The organism is Vibrio sp. M60_M70 (assembly GCF_037162085.1).
Lineage (GTDB): Bacteria > Pseudomonadota > Gammaproteobacteria > Enterobacterales > Vibrionaceae > Vibrio > Vibrio diabolicus.
Map to the genome: position 1 here is coordinate 830620 of NZ_JARLUL010000001.1, position 18218 is coordinate 848837.

Consider the following 18218-nt stretch of genomic DNA (forward strand, 5'->3'; position numbering starts at 1 on the left):
AGGTAGGAGAAAGATGGAGGTCAGTTATGCCTAAACGTAAAACAGGTTATGAGGAAATGCTCGAGGATGTGATTGAAACCTTGAAGCACAGTCCGGAAGAAGTTAACAAAGCGATTGAGACGTCGGGCAAAGTGGTGGATGCTGCTAATGACTTGACCAAAGATGAATTGGCTTTAATCAAAGCGTACCTTAAAGCAGACTTAAAAGAGTTTTCAGAGAGTTACGAGGATAGCAAAAGCGGACCGTTTTACTTAACGATTGCGGATTCGATATGGCAAGGGCTGTTAGAGATAACAGACCGAACTAAAGTTGAGTGGGTTGAGTTGTTCGATGACTTAGAGCATCAAGGGCTATATGAAGCAGGAGAGGTGATAGGCTTAGGTACTTTGGTCTGTGATGAGTGTGGTCACAAGACAACGTATAACCACCCAACTGTAATCATTCCGTGTATTAAATGTGGTCACAAAGGCTTTACTCGCCAGTCATTAAAGCCATAAATGGCGCGTAACGACTGTATAATGTAATGAATAAAAAAGAGGCTTGGTCGCCTCTTTTTTGTCTTTTCTACTTTCAAGCTGTTATCAGCTCTGTTTTCTTCTTAAACCGAAAGCCAGCGCTAAACTTAACCCAACCCAAATATACAATGGCCAAGTACCAACGATTCGATATGGCGTTTTCCCATCGGTTGGGGTGAGCTCTGCGCGCAGTACTGCAGTTTCAAACTGCGGTACTTGCTCAACGATTTTACCCTTGTGATCGGTTACCGCTGTTAATCCGTTGTTAGTCGAGCGGATGAGCGGTTTACCTAATTCTAAGGCACGCATACGGGCGATCTCCATATGCTGAAGAGGGCCGATAGAGTGACCAAACCATGCGTCGTTCGATAGCGTTAGAATGAAGTCTGTTTCGTCAGTCACATTTTGACGCACTTGCTCATTAAAGATGATCTCATAGCAAAGCGCTGGTGCCATGTGCATGCCATTCGCAACGATGTTGGGCTGCACAAAAGCCCCACGGCTAAACGACGACATCGGTAAGTTAAAGAATGGCGCTAATGGGCGCAAAATATCTTCAAATGGTACAAACTCACCAAACGGTAATAGGTGATGCTTATGGTAGCGTTCGCTCAAGTCGAAACTGTAGTCACCGTATGGTGTGATGCCAAGGGACAGGATACTGTTGTAGAACTGTCGATCTTCAGCTTGGTTGACGACACCAGTGATGATTGCGCTGTTATTCATTTTTGCTGCACTGTCGATATTGCTCAAAAATGAAGGCACTTCAATTTCAAAAGCAGGAATTGCAGCTTCTGGCCAGACGATAATATCAGCGTCCCAGTTTTCACGAGTGAGATCGGCGTATTTCATGATGGTTGGCCAACGTTGGCTTGGCAGCCACTTAAGGTTTTGGTCAACGTTACCTTGAATCAGCGCGAGCTTAGTCGTGTCTTCTGGCCGAGGTGTTACCCAATCGTAGTTACGAATCCCAAAGCCTGTGCTGAGTAGTACCGCAGGAATAATCACCATCAGCCACTGTTTATGAACCCAAGCATAGGCTAATGCCCCCGCACTAATAAGGATAAACAGAGTGAGCAGTTCCACGCCACCGATAGGCGCAAAGCTTGCTAGTGGAGCATCAATCTGGCTGTAGCCTAGCCATAGCCACGGGAAGCCGGTCATCACCCAACCACGCAACCAATCACTGATTAGCCATAAAGCGGGCGCAGCGAGAAGCGCTTTTGTGAGTGTGAATTGAGGAAATAGCTTGTTGTTAAGCCAAGCAAATAAGCCTGAATAAACAGCCAAGTAGGCGACAAGCAAGCCCATTAAAAATAAATTGGCAATCAGTGGCATGCCACCAAAGCCGGAGATACTGACGTACACCCAGCTAACGCCAGTTGCAAATTGACCCAACCCCCAAGCATAGCCAATCCACAGTGCACGTTTCGGAGTTTGGTTAGCAAGAAGAATCAGTAGAATAGCTGGGCTAAGAATGGCAACAGGCCACAACTGGTAAGGTGCAAAAGCGAGCGTAGTAGAGGCGCCAACAAAAGCGGCCACTAAGGGCCGCTTGAGGCGATGAAAGAGTTCATTCATCATTATAATTTTCTGAGATTCCCAATGGGTATCGCGTTACTCTTGAGTGGCTTCAACCAGGGTTTCTTCGTCTGGGATCGTCACTTGGAGTTGAATGACACGACGGTTATCGGCAGCGGTGACTTTGAAGTTGTAACCTTCAATTTCAACCAGTTCACCACGAGAAGGTAAGTGACCAAAGGCAGTCATGACCATGCCACCAACGGTATCTACTTCCTCATCGCTGAAGTTAGTTCCAAATGTCTCATTAAACTCTTCGATGGTTGTCAGCGCTCTGACAGCAAACGTATGCTTGCTAAGCTTACGAATGTCTGTCTCTTCGCTTTCATCGAATTCATCTTCGATATCCCCGACGATTTCTTCAAGGATATCTTCAATGGTCACAAGACCAGAAACACCACCGAATTCATCGACAACAATGGCCATATGATAACGTTCTTCACGGAACTCTTTCAGCAGTCGATCAACGCGTTTACTTTCCGGTACCACAACGGCTGGTCGAATAACTTCTTCGATATCAAATGGATTACTGCCTGAGCCTAAGTATTTAAGTAAGTCCTTCGCGAGAAGAATGCCTTCCACATGGTCTTTATCTTCGCTGATCACAGGGTAGCGAGAGTGTTGAGCATCGGTAATCAAGGCAACCAAGGTATCAAGGTCGTGAGTACGCTCAACCGTAACCATTTGCGAACGCGGGATCATAATGTCACGCACGCGCATTTCGGAGATTTCCATAACACCTTCAAGCATATCGCGGGTGTCATGGTCAATCAGGTCATTGACTTCAGAGTCACGGATAACATCCACAAGCTCTTGGCGATCTTTTGGCTCGCCCTGAAATAATTGACCTAGACGTTCAAAGAAGGACTTTCTACTCGGACCTTCTGCCTTTTCTTTCTTATCTTCGTTAGAAGAGGGAGAATTATCTTCGTTCATTGTTTCTCAATTAAGTAACGCTATCAGAAGTGTGATAGCACACATAGAGAGGCGAACACGAGAATCATTTAGGTGGTTCGCCTTTCCCTGCTGAATAGCCAATGGCTACTCTTTTTCAGCAAGGTAAGGGTCTTCATAGCCCATACCTTGCATGATTTCGGTTTCGAGGGACTCCATCTCTTCGGCTTCGTCATCCTCGATATGATCATAACCTAGCAGATGCAAGCTGCCATGTACAACCATATGCGCCCAATGTGCTAACAAAGGCTTGTTCTGTTCAATTGCCTCTTTTTCAACGACTTGACGGCAAATAATTAAGTCGCCAAGTAAATCTATTTCCATACCCGGAGGGGCTTCAAATGGAAAAGACAACACATTGGTCGGTTTATCTTTACCACGATACTCATGGTTAAGCGTGTGACTTTCTTGTTCATCAACAATGCGAATGGTGACTTCGGCTTGTGGTTGGAAGAGAGGAATCGTCTTATTTAGCCACAATTGGAAATCTTGCTGCGAAGGCAGCCCTTCTTCATTTTCGACTGCCAGTTGCAGATCAAGTTCAATCGCCATGATTATTCCTTAGTGGAAGCAACTTGTGCATTCAGTTCAGCTTTTGCTGCTTCTAGTAACTTCGCATCGCGTTCTTCACGACGACGCTTCTCGAACTCTTTACGCTCTTTCTGGTCTTGTGCTTCCCACTTCTCATACGCGTTAACGATACGAGCAACCACTGGGTGACGTACAACGTCGTCTGCTAAGAAGAAGTTAAAGCTGATGTCGTCGACTTCGCTTAATACTTCAATAGCATGACGAAGACCTGATTTTGCACCACGAGGTAAGTCGATTTGCGTGACGTCACCAGTGATAACTGCGCGAGAGTTAAAACCAATACGCGTTAGGAACATCTTCATCTGCTCAACCGTGGTGTTCTGACTCTCATCAAGAATGATGAAAGCGTCGTTTAGAGTACGACCACGCATGTAAGCAAGAGGGGCTACCTCAATCACGTTACGTTCAATCAGCTTCTCTACACGCTCAAAGCCCAACATTTCAAATAGGGCATCGTATAGCGGACGTAGGTATGGGTCGACTTTCTGGCTTAAGTCACCAGGTAGGAAGCCCAGTTTCTCACCGGCTTCAACCGCAGGGCGCGTCAATAGAATACGACGGATCTCTTGGCGCTCTAGTGCATCAACTGCTGCTGCAACAGCAAGATAAGTTTTACCTGTACCAGCTGGGCCAATACCAAAAGAAATATCATGCGTGACCATATTAACCAAGTACTGTGCTTGGTTTGGCGTACGTGGTTTGATCACACCTTTCTTGGTTTTGACGAAGACTTCTTTACCATGCTCGATATTAGACTCAGTATTCTGCTCAAGAACACCAGACTCTTTAATTGCTAGATGGATCTGTTCAGGCTCAATGTCTGGGATCTCACCTCGTACAGGCGCGGTATCAACATACAGAGTTTTCAGGATATCCAGCGCAGCTGATGCGGTATGAGGTTTACCGACAATTGTAAAATGGTCACTACGGTGGTTAATTTCAACGCCTAGACGACGTTCTAAATGCTTGATGTTGTCATCGAATGGACCGCACAGGCTAGCAAGTCGGCGGTTGTCGGAAGGTTCTAGGTTAATTTCTAGAGTTACGATTTTATTACTCAATGTTGCCTCTCATTTTTTGCCACTTAGTGAGAGCCTGATAACGACCAGGCTCTCCATGGCTATTTATACGAGCTTATGGCGTAAAAGTAGCTACACCCAGCTCATCTTCGCGACGTGTTTTCGCCATCATCTGCGTTGGGGAAATCACACTACGAAGATCCATGTCTTTTTCAGTACGTACTAGCTCACCACGCAGTGAGTTCGCAAATACGTCTACGATCTTCACATCAACGAACTGACCAATTAGGTCTGCACTACCTTCAAAGTTTACTACACGGTTGTTTTCTGTACGAGCGCGCAGTTCCATTAGGTTTTTCTTCGAAGGACCTTCAACTAGAACACGTTGTTCTGTGCCAAGCATTAAGCGAGAGTAACGCATCGCTTGAGCATTGATAGTTTGCTGTAGTTCGTAAAGGCGCTCTTTCTTCACTTGTTCTGATACATCACAAGGGTAATCCGCTGCTGGCGTACCTGGACGTGGAGAGAAGATGAAGCTGAAGCTCATGTCAAAGTCTACATCTTTGATTAGCTTCATGGTGTCTTGGAAGTCTTTGTCTGTCTCACCAGGGAAACCAACAATAAAGTCTGAACTGATTTGAATATCAGGACGAGCTTTACGCAGTTTACGGATGATCGACTTGTACTCGATAGCGGTGTGAGGGCGTTTCATCATAGTTAGGATACGGTCACTACCACTTTGCACAGGTAAGTGCAGGAAGCTCACAAGCTCTGGCGTATCTTCGTAAACCGCGATGATGTCGTCAGTGAATTCTAGCGGGTGGCTCGTTGTGAAACGAATACGGTCGATACCATCGATAGACGCAACCAAACGAAGCAGTTCTGCAAATGAACAGATTTCACCGTCGTGTGTTGGACCGCGGTACGCGTTTACGTTTTGACCCAGTAGGTTTACTTCACGTACGCCTTGTTCAGCAAGCTGTGCGATTTCGAACAGCACATCATCCATTGGACGGCTTACTTCTTCACCACGAGTGTACGGTACGACACAGTAAGTACAGTACTTCGAGCAGCCTTCCATAATAGAAACGAATGCTGTCGCGCCTTCCGCACGAGGCTCTGGTAGGCGGTCGAACTTTTCGATCTCTGGGAACGAAATGTCCATAACTGGTGCGTCATCCGACTGAGATTGTTTGATCATCTCAGGTAGGCGGTGCAGAGTTTGTGGGCCAAAAATAACGTCGACGTATGGTGCACGTTCACGAATATGGTCACCTTCTTGCGTTGCTACACAACCACCTACACCGATAACTACGCCAGGTTTTTTATCTTTTAGTGTTTTCCAGCGACCAAGCTGGTGGAAAACTTTCTCTTGCGCTTTTTCACGGATCGAACAGGTGTTAAGTAGAAGTACGTCTGCTTCCTCTGGCTCTTCCGTCAGCTCGTAGCCGTTTGCAGCATTAAGCAGGTCGGCCATTTTTGATGAATCGTATTCGTTCATCTGGCAGCCCCAGGTTTTAATTAGCAGTTTCTTACTCATCTCACTTTCGCTCGTTCAGTTGTACTTAAATTGGAGAGCTATTGCTCAAATTATAGCCGCCATCACGGCGGTAAGCGGCGTATTGTACTGCTTTAAAAAGCACCTGACTAGTGATCTGGCTAATTCTCTGCAAAGCCTGATGAAATCTAGTTTTTCGCCCTATGCAGAACAAGGTTTTTTGTTAAACAATTTTGTAAAAATAGCCATGGAAAGTACAATAAAAAACGCCAATTAATCAGCACGATGAAGAGTAAAAAATGAACAAGTATGACATCGCCGTGATCGGTGGCGGTATGGTTGGGGCAGCCGTCGCTGTTGGATTTGCCAAGCAGGGCAGAAGCGTTGTCTTGGTTGAAGGTGCAAAACCCAAAGCTTTTGATGCCGCTCAGGCGATGGATATTCGCGTATCTGCGATTTCGCACCAGTCGGTGGAGTTACTTGATTCACTCGGCGCATGGTCAGAAATTAAAAGTATGCGAGTTTGCCCTTATCGGCGTTTAGAAACTTGGGAGCACCCGGAGTGCCGTACTCGTTTTCACTCTGATGAACTGTCATTGGAGCAGCTAGGTTATATCGTTGAAAACCGCCTAATCCAATTAGGTCTTTGGCAAGTCTTCTCTCAGTATGACAATCTAACCGTGATGTGTCCCGAGCGATTAAAAGACATTGAGTTTGCAGATGTAAACCTTGTGACACTAGAAAGTGGGGCGCAGTTTGAAGCTAACTGGGTAATTGGTGCTGATGGTGCAAACTCTAAAGTTCGTCAATTGGCTGGAATTGGTGTGACTGCGTGGGATTACCGACAACACTGCATGTTGATTAACGTGAAAACAGAATTGCTACAGCAAGATATCACTTGGCAACAATTTACTCCTTCGGGCCCGCGTTCATTTTTACCTTTGTGCTCTTTGACTAATGAAGACGGTCAAGAAGTAGGCCAAGGTTCGTTGGTTTGGTATGACTCGCCAAAACGCATTAAACAACTGTGTGCGATGGGTAAACCTCAACTAAGGGAAGAAATCTTACGTCATTTCCCTGCTGAATTGGGCGATATTGAAGTTTTACAGTTTGGCTCATTCCCACTCACTCGTCGTCATGCGCAAAGCTACTCAAGCAAAAATTGCGTGTTAGTGGGTGACTCTGCCCATACGATTAACCCGCTTGCAGGGCAAGGGGTAAACTTAGGCTTCAAAGATGTAGACGTTCTCCTTTCGGTAACAGAACACCAAGAAAAGCTGGAAGATACCTTACTCGCGAAATACGAACGCGCACGTCGACCTGACAACTTACTCATGCAGACGGGCATGGACTTTTTCTATAAAGGTTTTAGCAACGATCTTGGGCCATTGAAGTTCGTACGTAATGCTGCATTGAAGCTTGCTGAAAACTCAGGGCCAATTAAGGCTCAAGTACTGAAATACGCGTTAGGTATGTAGTAAGCTACTCAAATCACAGATAGAAAAAAAGCGAGCCATAAGCTCGCTTTTTTAATTCGGCAAATCTAATGATTTCCCGAGTCCAGAACCAAAAAAAGAAAAAACCCAGCAAAGTCATGCTGGGTTTTCCGATAATGGTGCGGAAGGAGAGACTTGAACTCTCACACCTTGCGGCGCCAGAACCTAAATCTGGTGCGTCTACCAATTCCGCCACTTCCGCAACTTAATCTATAGATATCAAGATAATTGGTAAAATCTCAATATCGTTGTATATGGCAGGGCTACCTGGATTCGAACCAGGGAATGGCGGCATCAAAAGCCGCTGCCTTACCGCTTGGCGATAGCCCTACAGTGTAAATAGCCAAAGACTACTTAAGCTCTCTTATCGAGAGAAAGAATGGTGCGGAAGGAGAGACTTGAACTCTCACACCTTACGGCGCCAGAACCTAAATCTGGTGCGTCTACCAATTCCGCCACTTCCGCGTATTCTGATAGTGTAGATTAATTTAAGATGGTGCGGAAGGAGAGACTTGAACTCTCACACCTTGCGGCGCCAGAACCTAAATCTGGTGCGTCTACCAATTCCGCCACTTCCGCATCTTAAATCTACGTGACCGATAGCTTATGCTAGCAATCCAATCAATGGTGGCTACGACGGGATTCGAACCTGTGACCCCATCATTATGAGTGATGTGCTCTAACCAGCTGAGCTACGTAGCCATTTTAAAACTTCGACCAAGAATGGTGCGGAAGGAGAGACTTGAACTCTCACACCTTGCGGCGCCAGAACCTAAATCTGGTGCGTCTACCAATTCCGCCACTTCCGCAACTTGATCTGTAGATATCAAGATAATTGGTAAAATCTCAATATCGTTGTATATGGCAGGGCTACCTGGATTCGAACCAGGGAATGGCGGCATCAAAAGCCGCTGCCTTACCGCTTGGCGATAGCCCTACATTGCTCTAATAAAAGAGGCTTTAATAATGGTGCGGAAGGAGAGACTTGAACTCTCACACCTTGCGGCGCCAGAACCTAAATCTGGTGCGTCTACCAATTCCGCCACTTCCGCAACTTATTCTGTAGTTATCAAGGTAATTGGTAAAAACCTAAATAACGTTGTTTATGGTGGCTACGACGGGATTCGAACCTGTGACCCCATCATTATGAGTGATGTGCTCTAACCAGCTGAGCTACGTAGCCATTTTAAACTTTTGATCAAGAATGGTGCGGAAGGAGAGACTTGAACTCTCACACCTTGCGGCGCCAGAACCTAAATCTGGTGCGTCTACCAATTCCGCCACTTCCGCAACTTGATCTGTAGATATCAAGATAATTGGTAAAATCTCAATATCGTTGTATATGGCAGGGCTACCTGGATTCGAACCAGGGAATGGCGGCATCAAAAGCCGCTGCCTTACCGCTTGGCGATAGCCCTACAATGCTCTAATAAAAGAGGCTTTAATAATGGTGCGGAAGGAGAGACTTGAACTCTCACACCTTGCGGCGCCAGAACCTAAATCTGGTGCGTCTACCAATTCCGCCACTTCCGCAACTTATTCTGTAGATATCAAGATAATTGGTAAAATCTCAATATCGTTCCTGTATTTCAAGGAAAATAATGGCAGGGCTACCTGGATTCGAACCAGGGAATGGCGGCATCAAAAGCCGCTGCCTTACCGCTTGGCGATAGCCCTACATTGCTCTAATACAAGAGACTTCAATAATGGTGCGGAAGGAGAGACTTGAACTCTCACACCTTGCGGCGCCAGAACCTAAATCTGGTGCGTCTACCAATTCCGCCACTTCCGCAACTTATTCTATAGATATCAAGATGATTGGTAAAATCTTAATATCATTGTATGTGGCAGGGCTACCTGGATTCGAACCAGGGAATGGCGGCATCAAAAGCCGCTGCCTTACCGCTTGGCGATAGCCCTACTTTGCTCTAATAAAAGAGACTTCAATAATGGTGCGGAAGGAGAGACTTGAACTCTCACACCTTGCGGCGCCAGAACCTAAATCTGGTGCGTCTACCAATTCCGCCACTTCCGCAACTTATTCTGTAGTTATCAAGGTAATTGGTAAAAACCTAAATAACGTTATTCATGGTGGCTACGACGGGATTCGAACCTGTGACCCCATCATTATGAGTGATGTGCTCTAACCAGCTGAGCTACGTAGCCATCTTTTGGAGCGGGACAATATAAACCTTCGCGCTCTCGGTGACAACCCCTTTTATAAAGGAATCTCACTTGAATAATGGCAGGTCTACCTGGATTCGAACCAGGGAATGGCGGCATCAAAAGCCGCTGCCTTACCGCTTGGCGATAGACCTGCAGGCAATAGTCACAATGACTATTCAAAATATGGTGCGGAAGGAGAGACTTGAACTCTCACACCTTGCGGCGCCAGAACCTAAATCTGGTGCGTCTACCAATTCCGCCACTTCCGCATCTATTCCTAATTGCTCTGATAAAAAGAACACTTAGGAATGGTGGCTACGACGGGATTCGAACCTGTGACCCCATCATTATGAGTGATGTGCTCTAACCAGCTGAGCTACGTAGCCAAAACCATATTTTTTGCTCTCAACGCTTTGTTGCCTTGTCGTTGGGAACGGCGCGCATTATGCGAAGTTGAGTGAGATCCGTCAACAGTTTTTTTTAATAAATTTCGGAAAAAACCTCGTTCGCTTCCTTTTTAAACAAAGAGGCGTGTTTATGATCTAAAACTGGAAATAAATTAGCTCGCAGTTAGGTAATTTATTTTTGCTCATTTACTTAAGGTATTAAAAAAGCCAGCTGAGCAGCTGGCTTTTAGTGTAAATGAAGTGTTTAAAATTCATTCATTTAATTAAACATTGAAGCGGAAGTGTACAACATCACCATCTTTTACGATGTAGTCTTTACCTTCTAGACGCCATTTACCTGCGTCTTTTGCGCCATTTTCACCATTGAATTGGATGAAATCGTCGTAACCGACTACTTCTGCACGAATAAAGCCTTTCTCGAAGTCAGTGTGGATCTTACCTGCAGCCTGAGGCGCAGTTGCACCAACAGGGATTGTCCACGCACGTACTTCTTTAACACCTGCCGTGAAGTAGGTGTGAAGAGTCAGTAGCTCGTAACCAGAGCGAATTACACGGTTCAGCCCCGGTTCTTCGATCCCCATATCCGCTAGGAATTCTTCGCGATCTTCATCTTCTAGTTCAGATAGTTCAGATTCGATAGCTGCACATACAGGTACAACGACGTTGTTTTCTTTTTCTGCGAACTCGCGAACCGCATCTAGATATGGGTTATTTTCGAAACCATCTTCGTTTACGTTTGCAATGTACATAGTTGGCTTCAGTGTAAGGAAGTTTAGGTAGCCGATTGCTGCTAACTCTTCTTTAGATAGCTCAACTGTGCGTGCCATGCCGCCTTCAGTTAGTACTGGTAACAGTTTTTCTAGTACTGTTAGTTCAAATTTTGCGTCTTTATCGCCGCCTTTTGCCTTCTTCGCGTTACGTTGAATCGCGCGCTCACAAGAATCAAGGTCAGCCATTGCAAGTTCAAGGTTGATCACTTCGATATCTTCGATAGGTGAAACTTTACCTGAAACATGAACAATGTTTTCGTTTTCAAAACAACGTACAACGTGGCCAATCGCGTCTGTTTCACGGATGTTAGCTAGGAATTTGTTACCTAAACCTTCACCACGTGATGCACCAGCAACAAGACCAGCGATGTCCACGAACTCCATCGTCGTTGGAAGAACTCTCTGTGGGTTAACGATCTTAGCTAGTGCGTCTAGACGTAGATCTGGCACAGGAACCACACCAGTGTTTGGTTCAATGGTACAGAACGGGAAGTTTGCTGCTTCGATACCCGCTTTAGTTAGTGCGTTGAACAGAGTTGATTTACCTACGTTAGGTAGACCAACGATGCCACATTTAAAACCCATGATAGTAACCTTATTCAGCTTTGAACGTGTGGAGGCGATTTTGTGCTTTAGATAGGCCATCCTTAATCAGGATATCTAGACAACGAACAGCCTCATCAGCTGCTGCATCTAAAAGCTCTTGCTCTTTAGCTGGCGCTTTACCTAATACAAAACCCGCCACTTTATCTTTGTGTCCCGGATGACCAATGCCAATGCGAAGACGATAAAAATCTTTGTTATTGCCCAGTTTGCTAATGGTGTCACGCAGACCGTTGTGTCCACCGTGACCCCCACCTTTTTTAAACTTAGCGACACCTGGCGGTAAGTCTAGCTCGTCATGAGCAACCATGATCTCTTCAGGTTTAATTTGATAAAATTTCGCAAGCGCTGCGATCGATTTACCTGATAGATTCATGAAGGTGGTTGGGATAAGCAAACGGAGATCCTGGCCATTGACCATAATGCGTCCTGTTAGACCAAAAAACTTTGGTTCGTTCTTCAGTGTAACGTTGTGAACGCGTGCTAATTCTTCTACAACCCAAGCGCCCGCATTGTGACGAGTTCTGGCGTATTCTGGTCCTGGATTAGCAAGACCAACAAGAAGTTTGATTTGTTGACTCAAGGTTAGGATCTCTCTGGAATCTCAAAAAGCGCAGTATGATAGCACAGAATTCTCACAGTGGGCGACCAAGGGATTTTCTGGTTATCAGTACAAATAAAAAAACACCCCAAAGAGGGGTGCTTTTGAAATCAGTGTAACTGAAATGTTCGGATTAGTTGAACATTGCAGAGATTGACTCTTCGTTGCTGATACGACGAATCGCTTCAGCCAACATGCGAGATAGGCTTAGTGTTGTCACTTTGCCTGTTGCAGCCATCTCTTTAGATAGAGAGATAGAGTCAGTTACGATAACTTGGTCAAGAACTGAGTTCTTGATGTTGTCCGCAGCGTTGCCTGAGAATACAGCGTGAGTAGCGTAAGCGAATACACGCTTAGCACCGCGCTCTTTTAGTGCTTCAGCTGCTTTACATAGTGTGCCACCTGTGTCGATCATGTCATCAACGATCACACAGTCACGACCTTCAACATCACCGATTAGGTTCATTACTTCAGAAACGTTTGCACGTGGACGACGCTTATCTACGATTGCGATGTCGATGTCGCCTAGTGCTTTTGCTGTTGCGCGAGCACGAACAACGCCACCTAGGTCAGGAGATACCACAACAGGGTTATCTAGACCGCGAGCCTGCATATCTTCAAGTAGCACTGGCGTGCCGAAGATGTTGTCTACAGGTACATCGAAGAAGCCTTGAATTTGCTCTGCGTGTAGGTCGATAGTTAGAACGCGGTCAACACCAACGTTGGATAGGAAATCAGCAACAACTTTTGCAGTAATTGGCACACGCGCAGAACGTACACGACGGTCTTGGCGAGCGTAGCCGAAGTAAGGGATAACTGCAGTGATACGGCCTGCTGAAGCACGGCGCATTGCATCAATCATAACAACCAATTCCATTAGGTTGTCGTTAGTCGGTGCACAAGTGGATTGAATGATGAAAACATCGCTACCACGAACATTCTCATTGATTTGAACTGCAACTTCGCCATCAGAAAAGCGAGAAACAGATGCATCACCAAGAGAGATGTAAAGACGATCAGCAATACGTTGGGCTAGTTCAGGTGTTGCGTTACCAGCAAATAGCTTCATATCAGGCACGGTGGAAACCTCGGGTTTGCGTCCAGTTTAAATAGGTCGGTGTGAGGCTGATTGGTATTCAGCCAAAGTCTCTTTTAATGGCGAAATATTGCGCCCTTGAGCGACAAATGCCGAGACTTTATCAGAGAGTTGTGCAAGGATAGTTTCTGCTTCAGATTTGCTCGAAAATTCAGCAAAAACGCAAGATCCTGTCCCCGTCAATCTTGACGGCGCGTATTGTAGCAGCCAAGAAAGTTGCTTATCAACCTCTGGGTAGAGCATTCGTACAATTTTTTCGCAATCGTTTACGCTTGGTGTATTTAAAAGTGTTTCTAGATCTCTTTTTGGGGTGTTTCGCGTTAGATCTGGATGACAAAAAACGTCGACGGTTGCGATAGAAACATTCGGTCTGACGACTAAATACCACTTTTCTTCGGGATAAGCGGGGGAGAGTTTCTCGCCAACACCTTCAGCAAAAGCTGCAAATCCGCGCACAAACACGGGCACGTCTGCGCCCAGTTTTAAACCAATTTCAGCCAGTTCGTCGTCAGTTAGATTCAGTTGCCATAAGTAGTTCAGTGCCACTAATGCTGTAGCCGCGTTCGATGAGCCCCCACCAATGCCCCCACCCATAGGTAGCACTTTCTGTAGCTCAATATGTGCGCCAAAAGGGCACTCTGAGTATGCTTGAAGTGCGGTTGCTGCTTTCCAAATTAAATTGTCTTGAAGAGGCACACCTTCTATATCTGGAGAAATCGTAATATCACCAGAATGGTTTGCTTGAATGGTGAGCTCATCGCCGTGATCGACGAATTGGAATAAGGTTTGTAACTCGTGGTAACCATTTTCTGTGCGACCGTTGATGTATAGAAAGAGATTCAATTTCGCTGGTGATGGCCAGCGGGTTGAAAGTTCGATCATTGGGTGATGTTCCATTTTGTGATCACTAGATTTATTTTGACGTCAGCAGTGGTGAGTTTCAGCTTATTTGGCAGTGGTAGAGACTGCTCATGCCATTGAACATCGCCATACCGTTGATAAGCAATACGCCAATCATTTAAACCAATTTGTTTGTTTAACGCTTGCAGTGTATTGGTTGGGGACAATTGGAATTTGTCGGCATCGGTCGGTAGGCCTAATAGCCAGTCAGGCATGTGTTCAACGGGCATCATTAACCCCGTAAGACGGTAAATTAGCTGGTTTGCACTGCGAGAGGAAAGGACCTGATCGTCGTAAGTTTCTACTGTGGCACCTTGTGGGGTGATGGTGAGCTTTAATGCCGTTTGTCCGAGAATCGTAGTTAAACGCAACTGGCTTAGTGCTGAAGAATGTTTCCAGTAGAAATTTAAATTTTGTCTTTGGTCTGGGCCAATATAACCAAGTTTTCCCGTTGCTTGAAAATCTTGGATGGTCTCGAGTCGTTGCTCATGAGCTTGCCATTCAACGCTGGTAACACTTTCAGGAACGGAGGAACAACCAGCGAGCAGTAAGCTCGACAAGAAAAAAAGAATAAAGGAGCGTAACGTCATGTTTGATGGCTTATTAATCAGTTTCGTCGGGAATCGCTCACAACTATAGCATTGAAAAGTCGCAGTTAGGAAAACAAATCCGGCTTACCCTTTCAATAAATGCGTGCTTACAGTAAAATTCTGGACCTATTTTATAACCTATCCCAGAGATACCACGTTAGATGTCCTTGCTTGCTATTGGAATCAATCACAATACAGCGTCTGTCGACTTGCGAGAGAAGGTGGCGTTTGGTCCGGATAAACTCGGCCCTGCACTCGAGCAACTTAGAGAGCACGAAGCGGTTAACGGCAGTGTGATTGTTTCAACCTGTAACCGAACTGAGTTGTACTGCGATGTTAAGCAAGGAGCGCGAAACAAGTTGATCGATTGGCTTGCTCAATTTCATCAAGTGAGCCGCGAAGATTTAATGCCGAGTTTGTATGTGCATGAAGAACAAGCTGCAATAAAGCATTTGATGCGCGTATCGTGCGGCCTTGACTCTCTGGTGTTGGGTGAGCCTCAAATTTTGGGGCAGGTAAAGCAAGCATTTTCTGACTCGCGAGATCATCAAGCCGTCGATGCTTCAATTGATAAACTGTTTCAAAAGACGTTCTCAGTCGCCAAGCGTGTGAGAACAGAAACAGATATCGGCGGTAATGCTGTGTCCGTGGCTTATGCCGCATGTACATTGGCAAAACATATTTTTGAGTCGTTATCTGATTCAACCGTGCTTTTGGTTGGTGCGGGAGAGACGATTGAACTGGTCGCAAAGCATTTAGCATCCAACGGCTGCACAAAAATGATTGTCGCGAACCGCACTAAAGAGCGTGCGCAAGGCTTAGCGGATCAATTTGGCGCAGAAGTGATCAGTTTGAACGAAATTCCTGAACATTTGGCGAAAGCGGATATCGTGATTAGCTCAACGGCGAGCCCATTGCCTATTATTGGCAAAGGTATGGTCGAAACGGCTCTGAAGCAGCGCCGACATCAACCTATCTTGTTAGTCGATATTGCGGTGCCGCGAGATGTAGAGTCGGAAGTCGGTGAACTGAACGACGCATATTTGTATTCGGTTGATGACTTGCAATCTATCATCGACAGCAACATTGAGCAGCGTAAAGTCGAAGCGATTCAAGCTGAAGCGATTGTTAGTGAAGAAAGCGCTGCGTTTATGACATGGTTGCGTTCACTGCAAGCCGTCGATAGTATTCGCGACTATCGCAAATCAGCCAACGAAATTCGTGAAGAGTTACTGAGCAAAAGTTTGCAATCTTTAGCGGCAGGCGCAGATCCGGAGAAAGTGCTGCGCGAGCTGAGTAATAAACTCACCAACAAACTGATTCACGCTCCAACTCGCGCATTGCAAAGTGCAGCAGAGCAAGGCGAACCAGCAAAATTAACGATTATCCGCCAAACACTTGGCTTGGATGATCTATAACTCACGCTTTTTATTAAGAAAACGACACTATGAAAGCCTCTATTCTGACTAAGCTAGAAACGCTAGTAGAACGTTACGAAGAAGTTCAACATCTTCTTGGTGATCCTGATGTTATTGGAGATCAGGACAAATTCCGTGCTCTATCAAGAGAGTACTCTCAGCTAGAAGAAGTAACCAAGTGCTTCCAAGCTTATCAACAAGCGCAAGAAGATCTTGTCGCCGCTGAAGAGATGGCAAACGAAGACGACGAAGAAATGCGTGAAATGGCGCAAGAAGAAATCAAAGAAGCGAAAGCGACTATTGAGCGTCTTACTGATGAGCTACAGATTCTTCTTCTGCCAAAAGATCCGAACGATGATCGTAACTGTTTTCTAGAAATTCGCGCAGGTGCGGGTGGCGACGAAGCGGGTATTTTCGCGGGTGACTTATTCCGTATGTACAGCAAGTACGCAGAAAAGCGTGGCTGGCGCATCGAAGTGATGTCTTCAAACGAAGCTGAACACGGTGGTTACAAAGAGATGATCGCAAAAGTGAGCGGCGATGGTGCGTACGGCGTACTGAAGTTTGAGTCTGGCGGTCACCGTGTGCAACGTGTTCCTGCAACTGAATCCCAAGGCCGTGTGCATACTTCTGCATGTACCGTAGCGGTGATGGCGGAAATCCCAGAAGCGGATCTGCCAGAAATCAAAGCAGCAGACCTGAAAATCGATACGTTCCGTGCATCTGGCGCGGGTGGTCAGCACGTTAACACCACGGATTCTGCAATCCGTATTACCCACTTACCAACGGGTACGGTAGTAGAGTGTCAGGACGAGCGTTCACAGCACAAGAACAAAGCGAAAGCGATGGCGGTTCTTGCTGCTCGTATCGTTCAAGCGGAAGAAGAGCGTCGTGCTGCAGAAGTGTCTGATACACGTCGTAACCTTCTAGGTTCTGGTGACCGTAGTGACCGTATTCGTACCTACAACTACCCACAAGGTCGTGTGTCTGATCACCGCATCAACCTGACCATCTACCGTTTGAACGAAGTGATGGAAGGTGACCTGCAGAGCTTGATTGATCCTGTGATTCAAGAGCACCAAGCAGACCAACTTGCGGCGCTCGCAGAGAACGGCTAATCGATGAGCCAAGTTCAATCAATTGAGCAAGCACTGAAAAGTGCGACGGCGAAACTGGCAGAAGGCGGCAAAGAGTCGCCTTCTCTCGATGCAGCTGTACTCCTCTGCCATGTCCTTGGCAAACCACGAACTTATCTACTGACCTGGCCAGAAAAAACATTAGAAGCAGAGCAACAAGCAAAATTCGACGCTCTACTTGAACGACGTTTAGCTGGTGAACCCGTCGCTTATATTATTGGTGAGCGAGAGTTTTGGTCTCTACCGTTCAAAGTTTCTCCCTCCACCTTGATCCCAAGACCGGATACAGAACGTTTGGTCGAAGTTGCACTCGATAAGACCTATGAGCAAACAGGACCTATTTTAGATCTTGGAACGGGGACGGGGGCAATTGCTATCGCACTCGCATCTGAAATGCCAAAACGTCAAGTGATGGGCGTAGATCTCAAGCAAGAAGCGAAAGCACTTGCAGAGTATAATGCTGAGCAGCTAAACATCAAAAATGTGACCTTTGCTCAAGGCAGTTGGTTCGAGCCTATTACAGAAGGTACGAAGTTTGCTTTAATTGTCTCCAATCCGCCGTATATTGATGAAAAAGATCCACATTTATCCCAAGGTGATGTGCGCTTTGAGCCAAAATCAGCATTAGTTGCTAAAGAGAATGGCTTAGCTGATATTCGTCATATCTCGGATCTTGCTCGTCAGTATCTTGAAGTAGGCGGTTGGCTGGCATTTGAACATGGTTATGATCAGGGTGATGCCGTACGTGAGATAATGCGTGGTTTTGGTTACCAACAAGTTGCCACGGAAAAAGATTATGGCGGTAACGACCGAGTAACACTTGGTTGCCTGGCCAGTTAATCATGGAAGTCAGCAAACACTAACTAAAAAGAGAAGA

At 46.0% G+C, this 18218-nt stretch carries 15 protein-coding genes and 20 tRNA genes; 5 read left to right on the top strand and 30 right to left on the bottom strand.

Annotated elements, in window-relative coordinates:
- Window positions 1–26 precede the first annotated feature (26 nt).
- Entirely contained in the window at window positions 27–497 is a 471-nt protein-coding gene (locus P4S59_RS03865; protein WP_005373024.1) for a zinc ribbon-containing protein, read from the top strand.
- An 84-nt stretch (window positions 498–581) separates the two neighbouring features.
- On the opposite strand, the gene lnt is transcribed toward P4S59_RS03865, so the two are convergent.
- From lnt to miaB, 5 genes are all read right to left on the bottom strand, one after another.
- Entirely contained in the window at window positions 582–2099 is a 1518-nt protein-coding gene (gene lnt, locus P4S59_RS03870) for an apolipoprotein N-acyltransferase (protein ID WP_109169985.1), read from the bottom strand.
- 33 nt (window positions 2100–2132) lie between these two features.
- Complete coding sequence (corC, locus tag P4S59_RS03875; protein ID WP_005384118.1) at window positions 2133–3032, bottom strand: CNNM family magnesium/cobalt transport protein CorC; 900 nt, start codon at window positions 3030–3032, stop codon at window positions 2133–2135.
- A 105-nt stretch (window positions 3033–3137) separates the two neighbouring features.
- The gene (gene ybeY, locus P4S59_RS03880; RefSeq protein ID WP_337167997.1) at window positions 3138–3602 is read right to left on the bottom strand and encodes an rRNA maturation RNase YbeY; all 465 of its coding nucleotides are present in this window, start codon (window positions 3600–3602) and stop codon (window positions 3138–3140) included.
- A 2-nt stretch (window positions 3603–3604) separates the two neighbouring features.
- Window positions 3605–4702, bottom strand: coding sequence for a PhoH family protein (locus tag P4S59_RS03885; protein WP_005373033.1), 1098 nt, complete (start codon window positions 4700–4702; stop codon window positions 3605–3607).
- 73 nt (window positions 4703–4775) lie between these two features.
- A complete protein-coding gene (gene miaB, locus P4S59_RS03890; protein ID WP_005391310.1) occupies window positions 4776–6200 on the bottom strand; it encodes a tRNA (N6-isopentenyl adenosine(37)-C2)-methylthiotransferase MiaB in 1425 nt (474 codons plus the stop codon).
- A gap of 257 nt (window positions 6201–6457) precedes the next feature.
- Here miaB and P4S59_RS03895 point away from each other — a divergent pair, with 257 nt between their 5' ends.
- The gene (locus P4S59_RS03895) at window positions 6458–7636 is read left to right on the top strand and encodes a 2-octaprenyl-3-methyl-6-methoxy-1,4-benzoquinol hydroxylase (RefSeq protein WP_337167998.1); all 1179 of its coding nucleotides are present in this window, start codon (window positions 6458–6460) and stop codon (window positions 7634–7636) included.
- A gap of 135 nt (window positions 7637–7771) precedes the next feature.
- Here P4S59_RS03895 and P4S59_RS03900 read toward each other — a convergent pair.
- From P4S59_RS03900 to lolB, 25 genes are all read right to left on the bottom strand, one after another.
- Window positions 7772–7856, bottom strand: a tRNA-Leu gene (locus tag P4S59_RS03900).
- Window positions 7857–7909: 53 nt separating this feature from the next.
- Window positions 7910–7984: transfer RNA gene (locus P4S59_RS03905), tRNA-Gln, on the bottom strand.
- A 50-nt stretch (window positions 7985–8034) separates the two neighbouring features.
- A tRNA-Leu gene (locus tag P4S59_RS03910) sits at window positions 8035–8119 on the bottom strand.
- A 29-nt stretch (window positions 8120–8148) separates the two neighbouring features.
- A tRNA-Leu gene (locus P4S59_RS03915) sits at window positions 8149–8233 on the bottom strand.
- A 46-nt stretch (window positions 8234–8279) separates the two neighbouring features.
- A tRNA-Met gene (locus tag P4S59_RS03920) sits at window positions 8280–8356 on the bottom strand.
- Between the two features lie 22 nt (window positions 8357–8378).
- A tRNA-Leu gene (locus P4S59_RS03925) sits at window positions 8379–8463 on the bottom strand.
- Between the two features lie 53 nt (window positions 8464–8516).
- Window positions 8517–8591: transfer RNA gene (locus P4S59_RS03930), tRNA-Gln, on the bottom strand.
- Window positions 8592–8621: 30 nt separating this feature from the next.
- Window positions 8622–8706, bottom strand: a tRNA-Leu gene (locus P4S59_RS03935).
- A gap of 54 nt (window positions 8707–8760) precedes the next feature.
- Window positions 8761–8837 (bottom strand) — tRNA-Met (locus P4S59_RS03940).
- Between the two features lie 22 nt (window positions 8838–8859).
- Window positions 8860–8944, bottom strand: a tRNA-Leu gene (locus tag P4S59_RS03945).
- A 53-nt stretch (window positions 8945–8997) separates the two neighbouring features.
- A tRNA-Gln gene (locus P4S59_RS03950) sits at window positions 8998–9072 on the bottom strand.
- A 30-nt stretch (window positions 9073–9102) separates the two neighbouring features.
- A tRNA-Leu gene (locus P4S59_RS03955) sits at window positions 9103–9187 on the bottom strand.
- A gap of 69 nt (window positions 9188–9256) precedes the next feature.
- Window positions 9257–9331: transfer RNA gene (locus tag P4S59_RS03960), tRNA-Gln, on the bottom strand.
- 30 nt (window positions 9332–9361) lie between these two features.
- A tRNA-Leu gene (locus tag P4S59_RS03965) sits at window positions 9362–9446 on the bottom strand.
- A 53-nt stretch (window positions 9447–9499) separates the two neighbouring features.
- A tRNA-Gln gene (locus tag P4S59_RS03970) sits at window positions 9500–9574 on the bottom strand.
- 30 nt (window positions 9575–9604) lie between these two features.
- A tRNA-Leu gene (locus P4S59_RS03975) sits at window positions 9605–9689 on the bottom strand.
- 54 nt (window positions 9690–9743) lie between these two features.
- Window positions 9744–9820, bottom strand: a tRNA-Met gene (locus P4S59_RS03980).
- A 77-nt stretch (window positions 9821–9897) separates the two neighbouring features.
- Window positions 9898–9972 (bottom strand) — tRNA-Gln (locus P4S59_RS03985).
- A 32-nt stretch (window positions 9973–10004) separates the two neighbouring features.
- A tRNA-Leu gene (locus P4S59_RS03990) sits at window positions 10005–10089 on the bottom strand.
- Between the two features lie 40 nt (window positions 10090–10129).
- Window positions 10130–10206: transfer RNA gene (locus P4S59_RS03995), tRNA-Met, on the bottom strand.
- A gap of 284 nt (window positions 10207–10490) precedes the next feature.
- The gene (gene ychF, locus P4S59_RS04000) at window positions 10491–11582 is read right to left on the bottom strand and encodes a redox-regulated ATPase YchF (protein ID WP_005393178.1); all 1092 of its coding nucleotides are present in this window, start codon (window positions 11580–11582) and stop codon (window positions 10491–10493) included.
- Between the two features lie 10 nt (window positions 11583–11592).
- Complete coding sequence (pth, locus tag P4S59_RS04005; RefSeq protein WP_005384112.1) at window positions 11593–12183, bottom strand: aminoacyl-tRNA hydrolase; 591 nt, start codon at window positions 12181–12183, stop codon at window positions 11593–11595.
- A 151-nt stretch (window positions 12184–12334) separates the two neighbouring features.
- Window positions 12335–13279 carry a ribose-phosphate pyrophosphokinase gene (locus P4S59_RS04010; protein ID WP_005393176.1) on the bottom strand — a complete coding sequence of 315 codons (945 nt, stop codon included), beginning with the start codon at window positions 13277–13279 and terminating at the stop codon, window positions 12335–12337.
- Between the two features lie 27 nt (window positions 13280–13306).
- The gene (gene ispE / locus P4S59_RS04015; protein WP_046874292.1) at window positions 13307–14179 is read right to left on the bottom strand and encodes a 4-(cytidine 5'-diphospho)-2-C-methyl-D-erythritol kinase; all 873 of its coding nucleotides are present in this window, start codon (window positions 14177–14179) and stop codon (window positions 13307–13309) included.
- Window positions 14176–14787, bottom strand: a complete 612-nt coding sequence (gene lolB, locus P4S59_RS04020; RefSeq protein ID WP_005393172.1) for a lipoprotein insertase outer membrane protein LolB — start codon at window positions 14785–14787, stop codon at window positions 14176–14178. Before lolB ends, ispE begins: the two co-directional genes overlap by 4 nt.
- Window positions 14788–14948: 161 nt before the next feature.
- On the opposite strand from lolB, the gene hemA reads away from it, so the two are divergent.
- Genes hemA through prmC form a run of 3 tightly spaced genes read left to right on the top strand, consistent with a single transcriptional unit; the run spans window position 14949 to window position 18181 of the window.
- Window positions 14949–16205 carry a glutamyl-tRNA reductase gene (gene hemA, locus P4S59_RS04025; protein WP_005384104.1) on the top strand — a complete coding sequence of 419 codons (1257 nt, stop codon included), beginning with the start codon at window positions 14949–14951 and terminating at the stop codon, window positions 16203–16205.
- Between the two features lie 29 nt (window positions 16206–16234).
- Complete coding sequence (gene prfA / locus P4S59_RS04030; RefSeq protein ID WP_006743330.1) at window positions 16235–17323, top strand: peptide chain release factor 1; 1089 nt, start codon at window positions 16235–16237, stop codon at window positions 17321–17323.
- 3 nt (window positions 17324–17326) lie between these two features.
- Complete coding sequence (prmC, locus tag P4S59_RS04035) at window positions 17327–18181, top strand: peptide chain release factor N(5)-glutamine methyltransferase (protein WP_337167999.1); 855 nt, start codon at window positions 17327–17329, stop codon at window positions 18179–18181.
- The last annotated feature ends 37 nt before the right edge of the window (window positions 18182–18218 follow it).

Excerpts from the sequence above, each read along its gene's own strand:
- P4S59_RS03865 (WP_005373024.1), top strand. The coding sequence starts at position 27 with ATGCCTAAACGTAAAACAGGTTATGAGGAAATGCTCGAGGATGTGATT.
- lnt (WP_109169985.1), bottom strand. The coding sequence starts at position 2,099 with ATGATGAATGAACTCTTTCATCGCCTCAAGCGGCCCTTAGTGGCCGCT.
- corC (WP_005384118.1), bottom strand. The coding sequence starts at position 3,032 with ATGAACGAAGATAATTCTCCCTCTTCTAACGAAGATAAGAAAGAAAAG.
- ybeY (WP_337167997.1), bottom strand. The coding sequence starts at position 3,602 with ATGGCGATTGAACTTGATCTGCAACTGGCAGTCGAAAATGAAGAAGGG.
- miaB (WP_005391310.1), bottom strand. The coding sequence starts at position 6,200 with ATGAGTAAGAAACTGCTAATTAAAACCTGGGGCTGCCAGATGAACGAA.
- P4S59_RS03895 (WP_337167998.1), top strand. The coding sequence starts at position 6,458 with ATGAACAAGTATGACATCGCCGTGATCGGTGGCGGTATGGTTGGGGCA.
- ychF (WP_005393178.1), bottom strand. The coding sequence starts at position 11,582 with ATGGGTTTTAAATGTGGCATCGTTGGTCTACCTAACGTAGGTAAATCA.
- ispE (WP_046874292.1), bottom strand. The coding sequence starts at position 14,179 with ATGATCGAACTTTCAACCCGCTGGCCATCACCAGCGAAATTGAATCTC.
- lolB (WP_005393172.1), bottom strand. The coding sequence starts at position 14,787 with ATGACGTTACGCTCCTTTATTCTTTTTTTCTTGTCGAGCTTACTGCTC.
- hemA (WP_005384104.1), top strand. The coding sequence starts at position 14,949 with ATGTCCTTGCTTGCTATTGGAATCAATCACAATACAGCGTCTGTCGAC.
- prfA (WP_006743330.1), top strand. The coding sequence starts at position 16,235 with ATGAAAGCCTCTATTCTGACTAAGCTAGAAACGCTAGTAGAACGTTAC.
- prmC (WP_337167999.1), top strand. The coding sequence starts at position 17,327 with ATGAGCCAAGTTCAATCAATTGAGCAAGCACTGAAAAGTGCGACGGCG.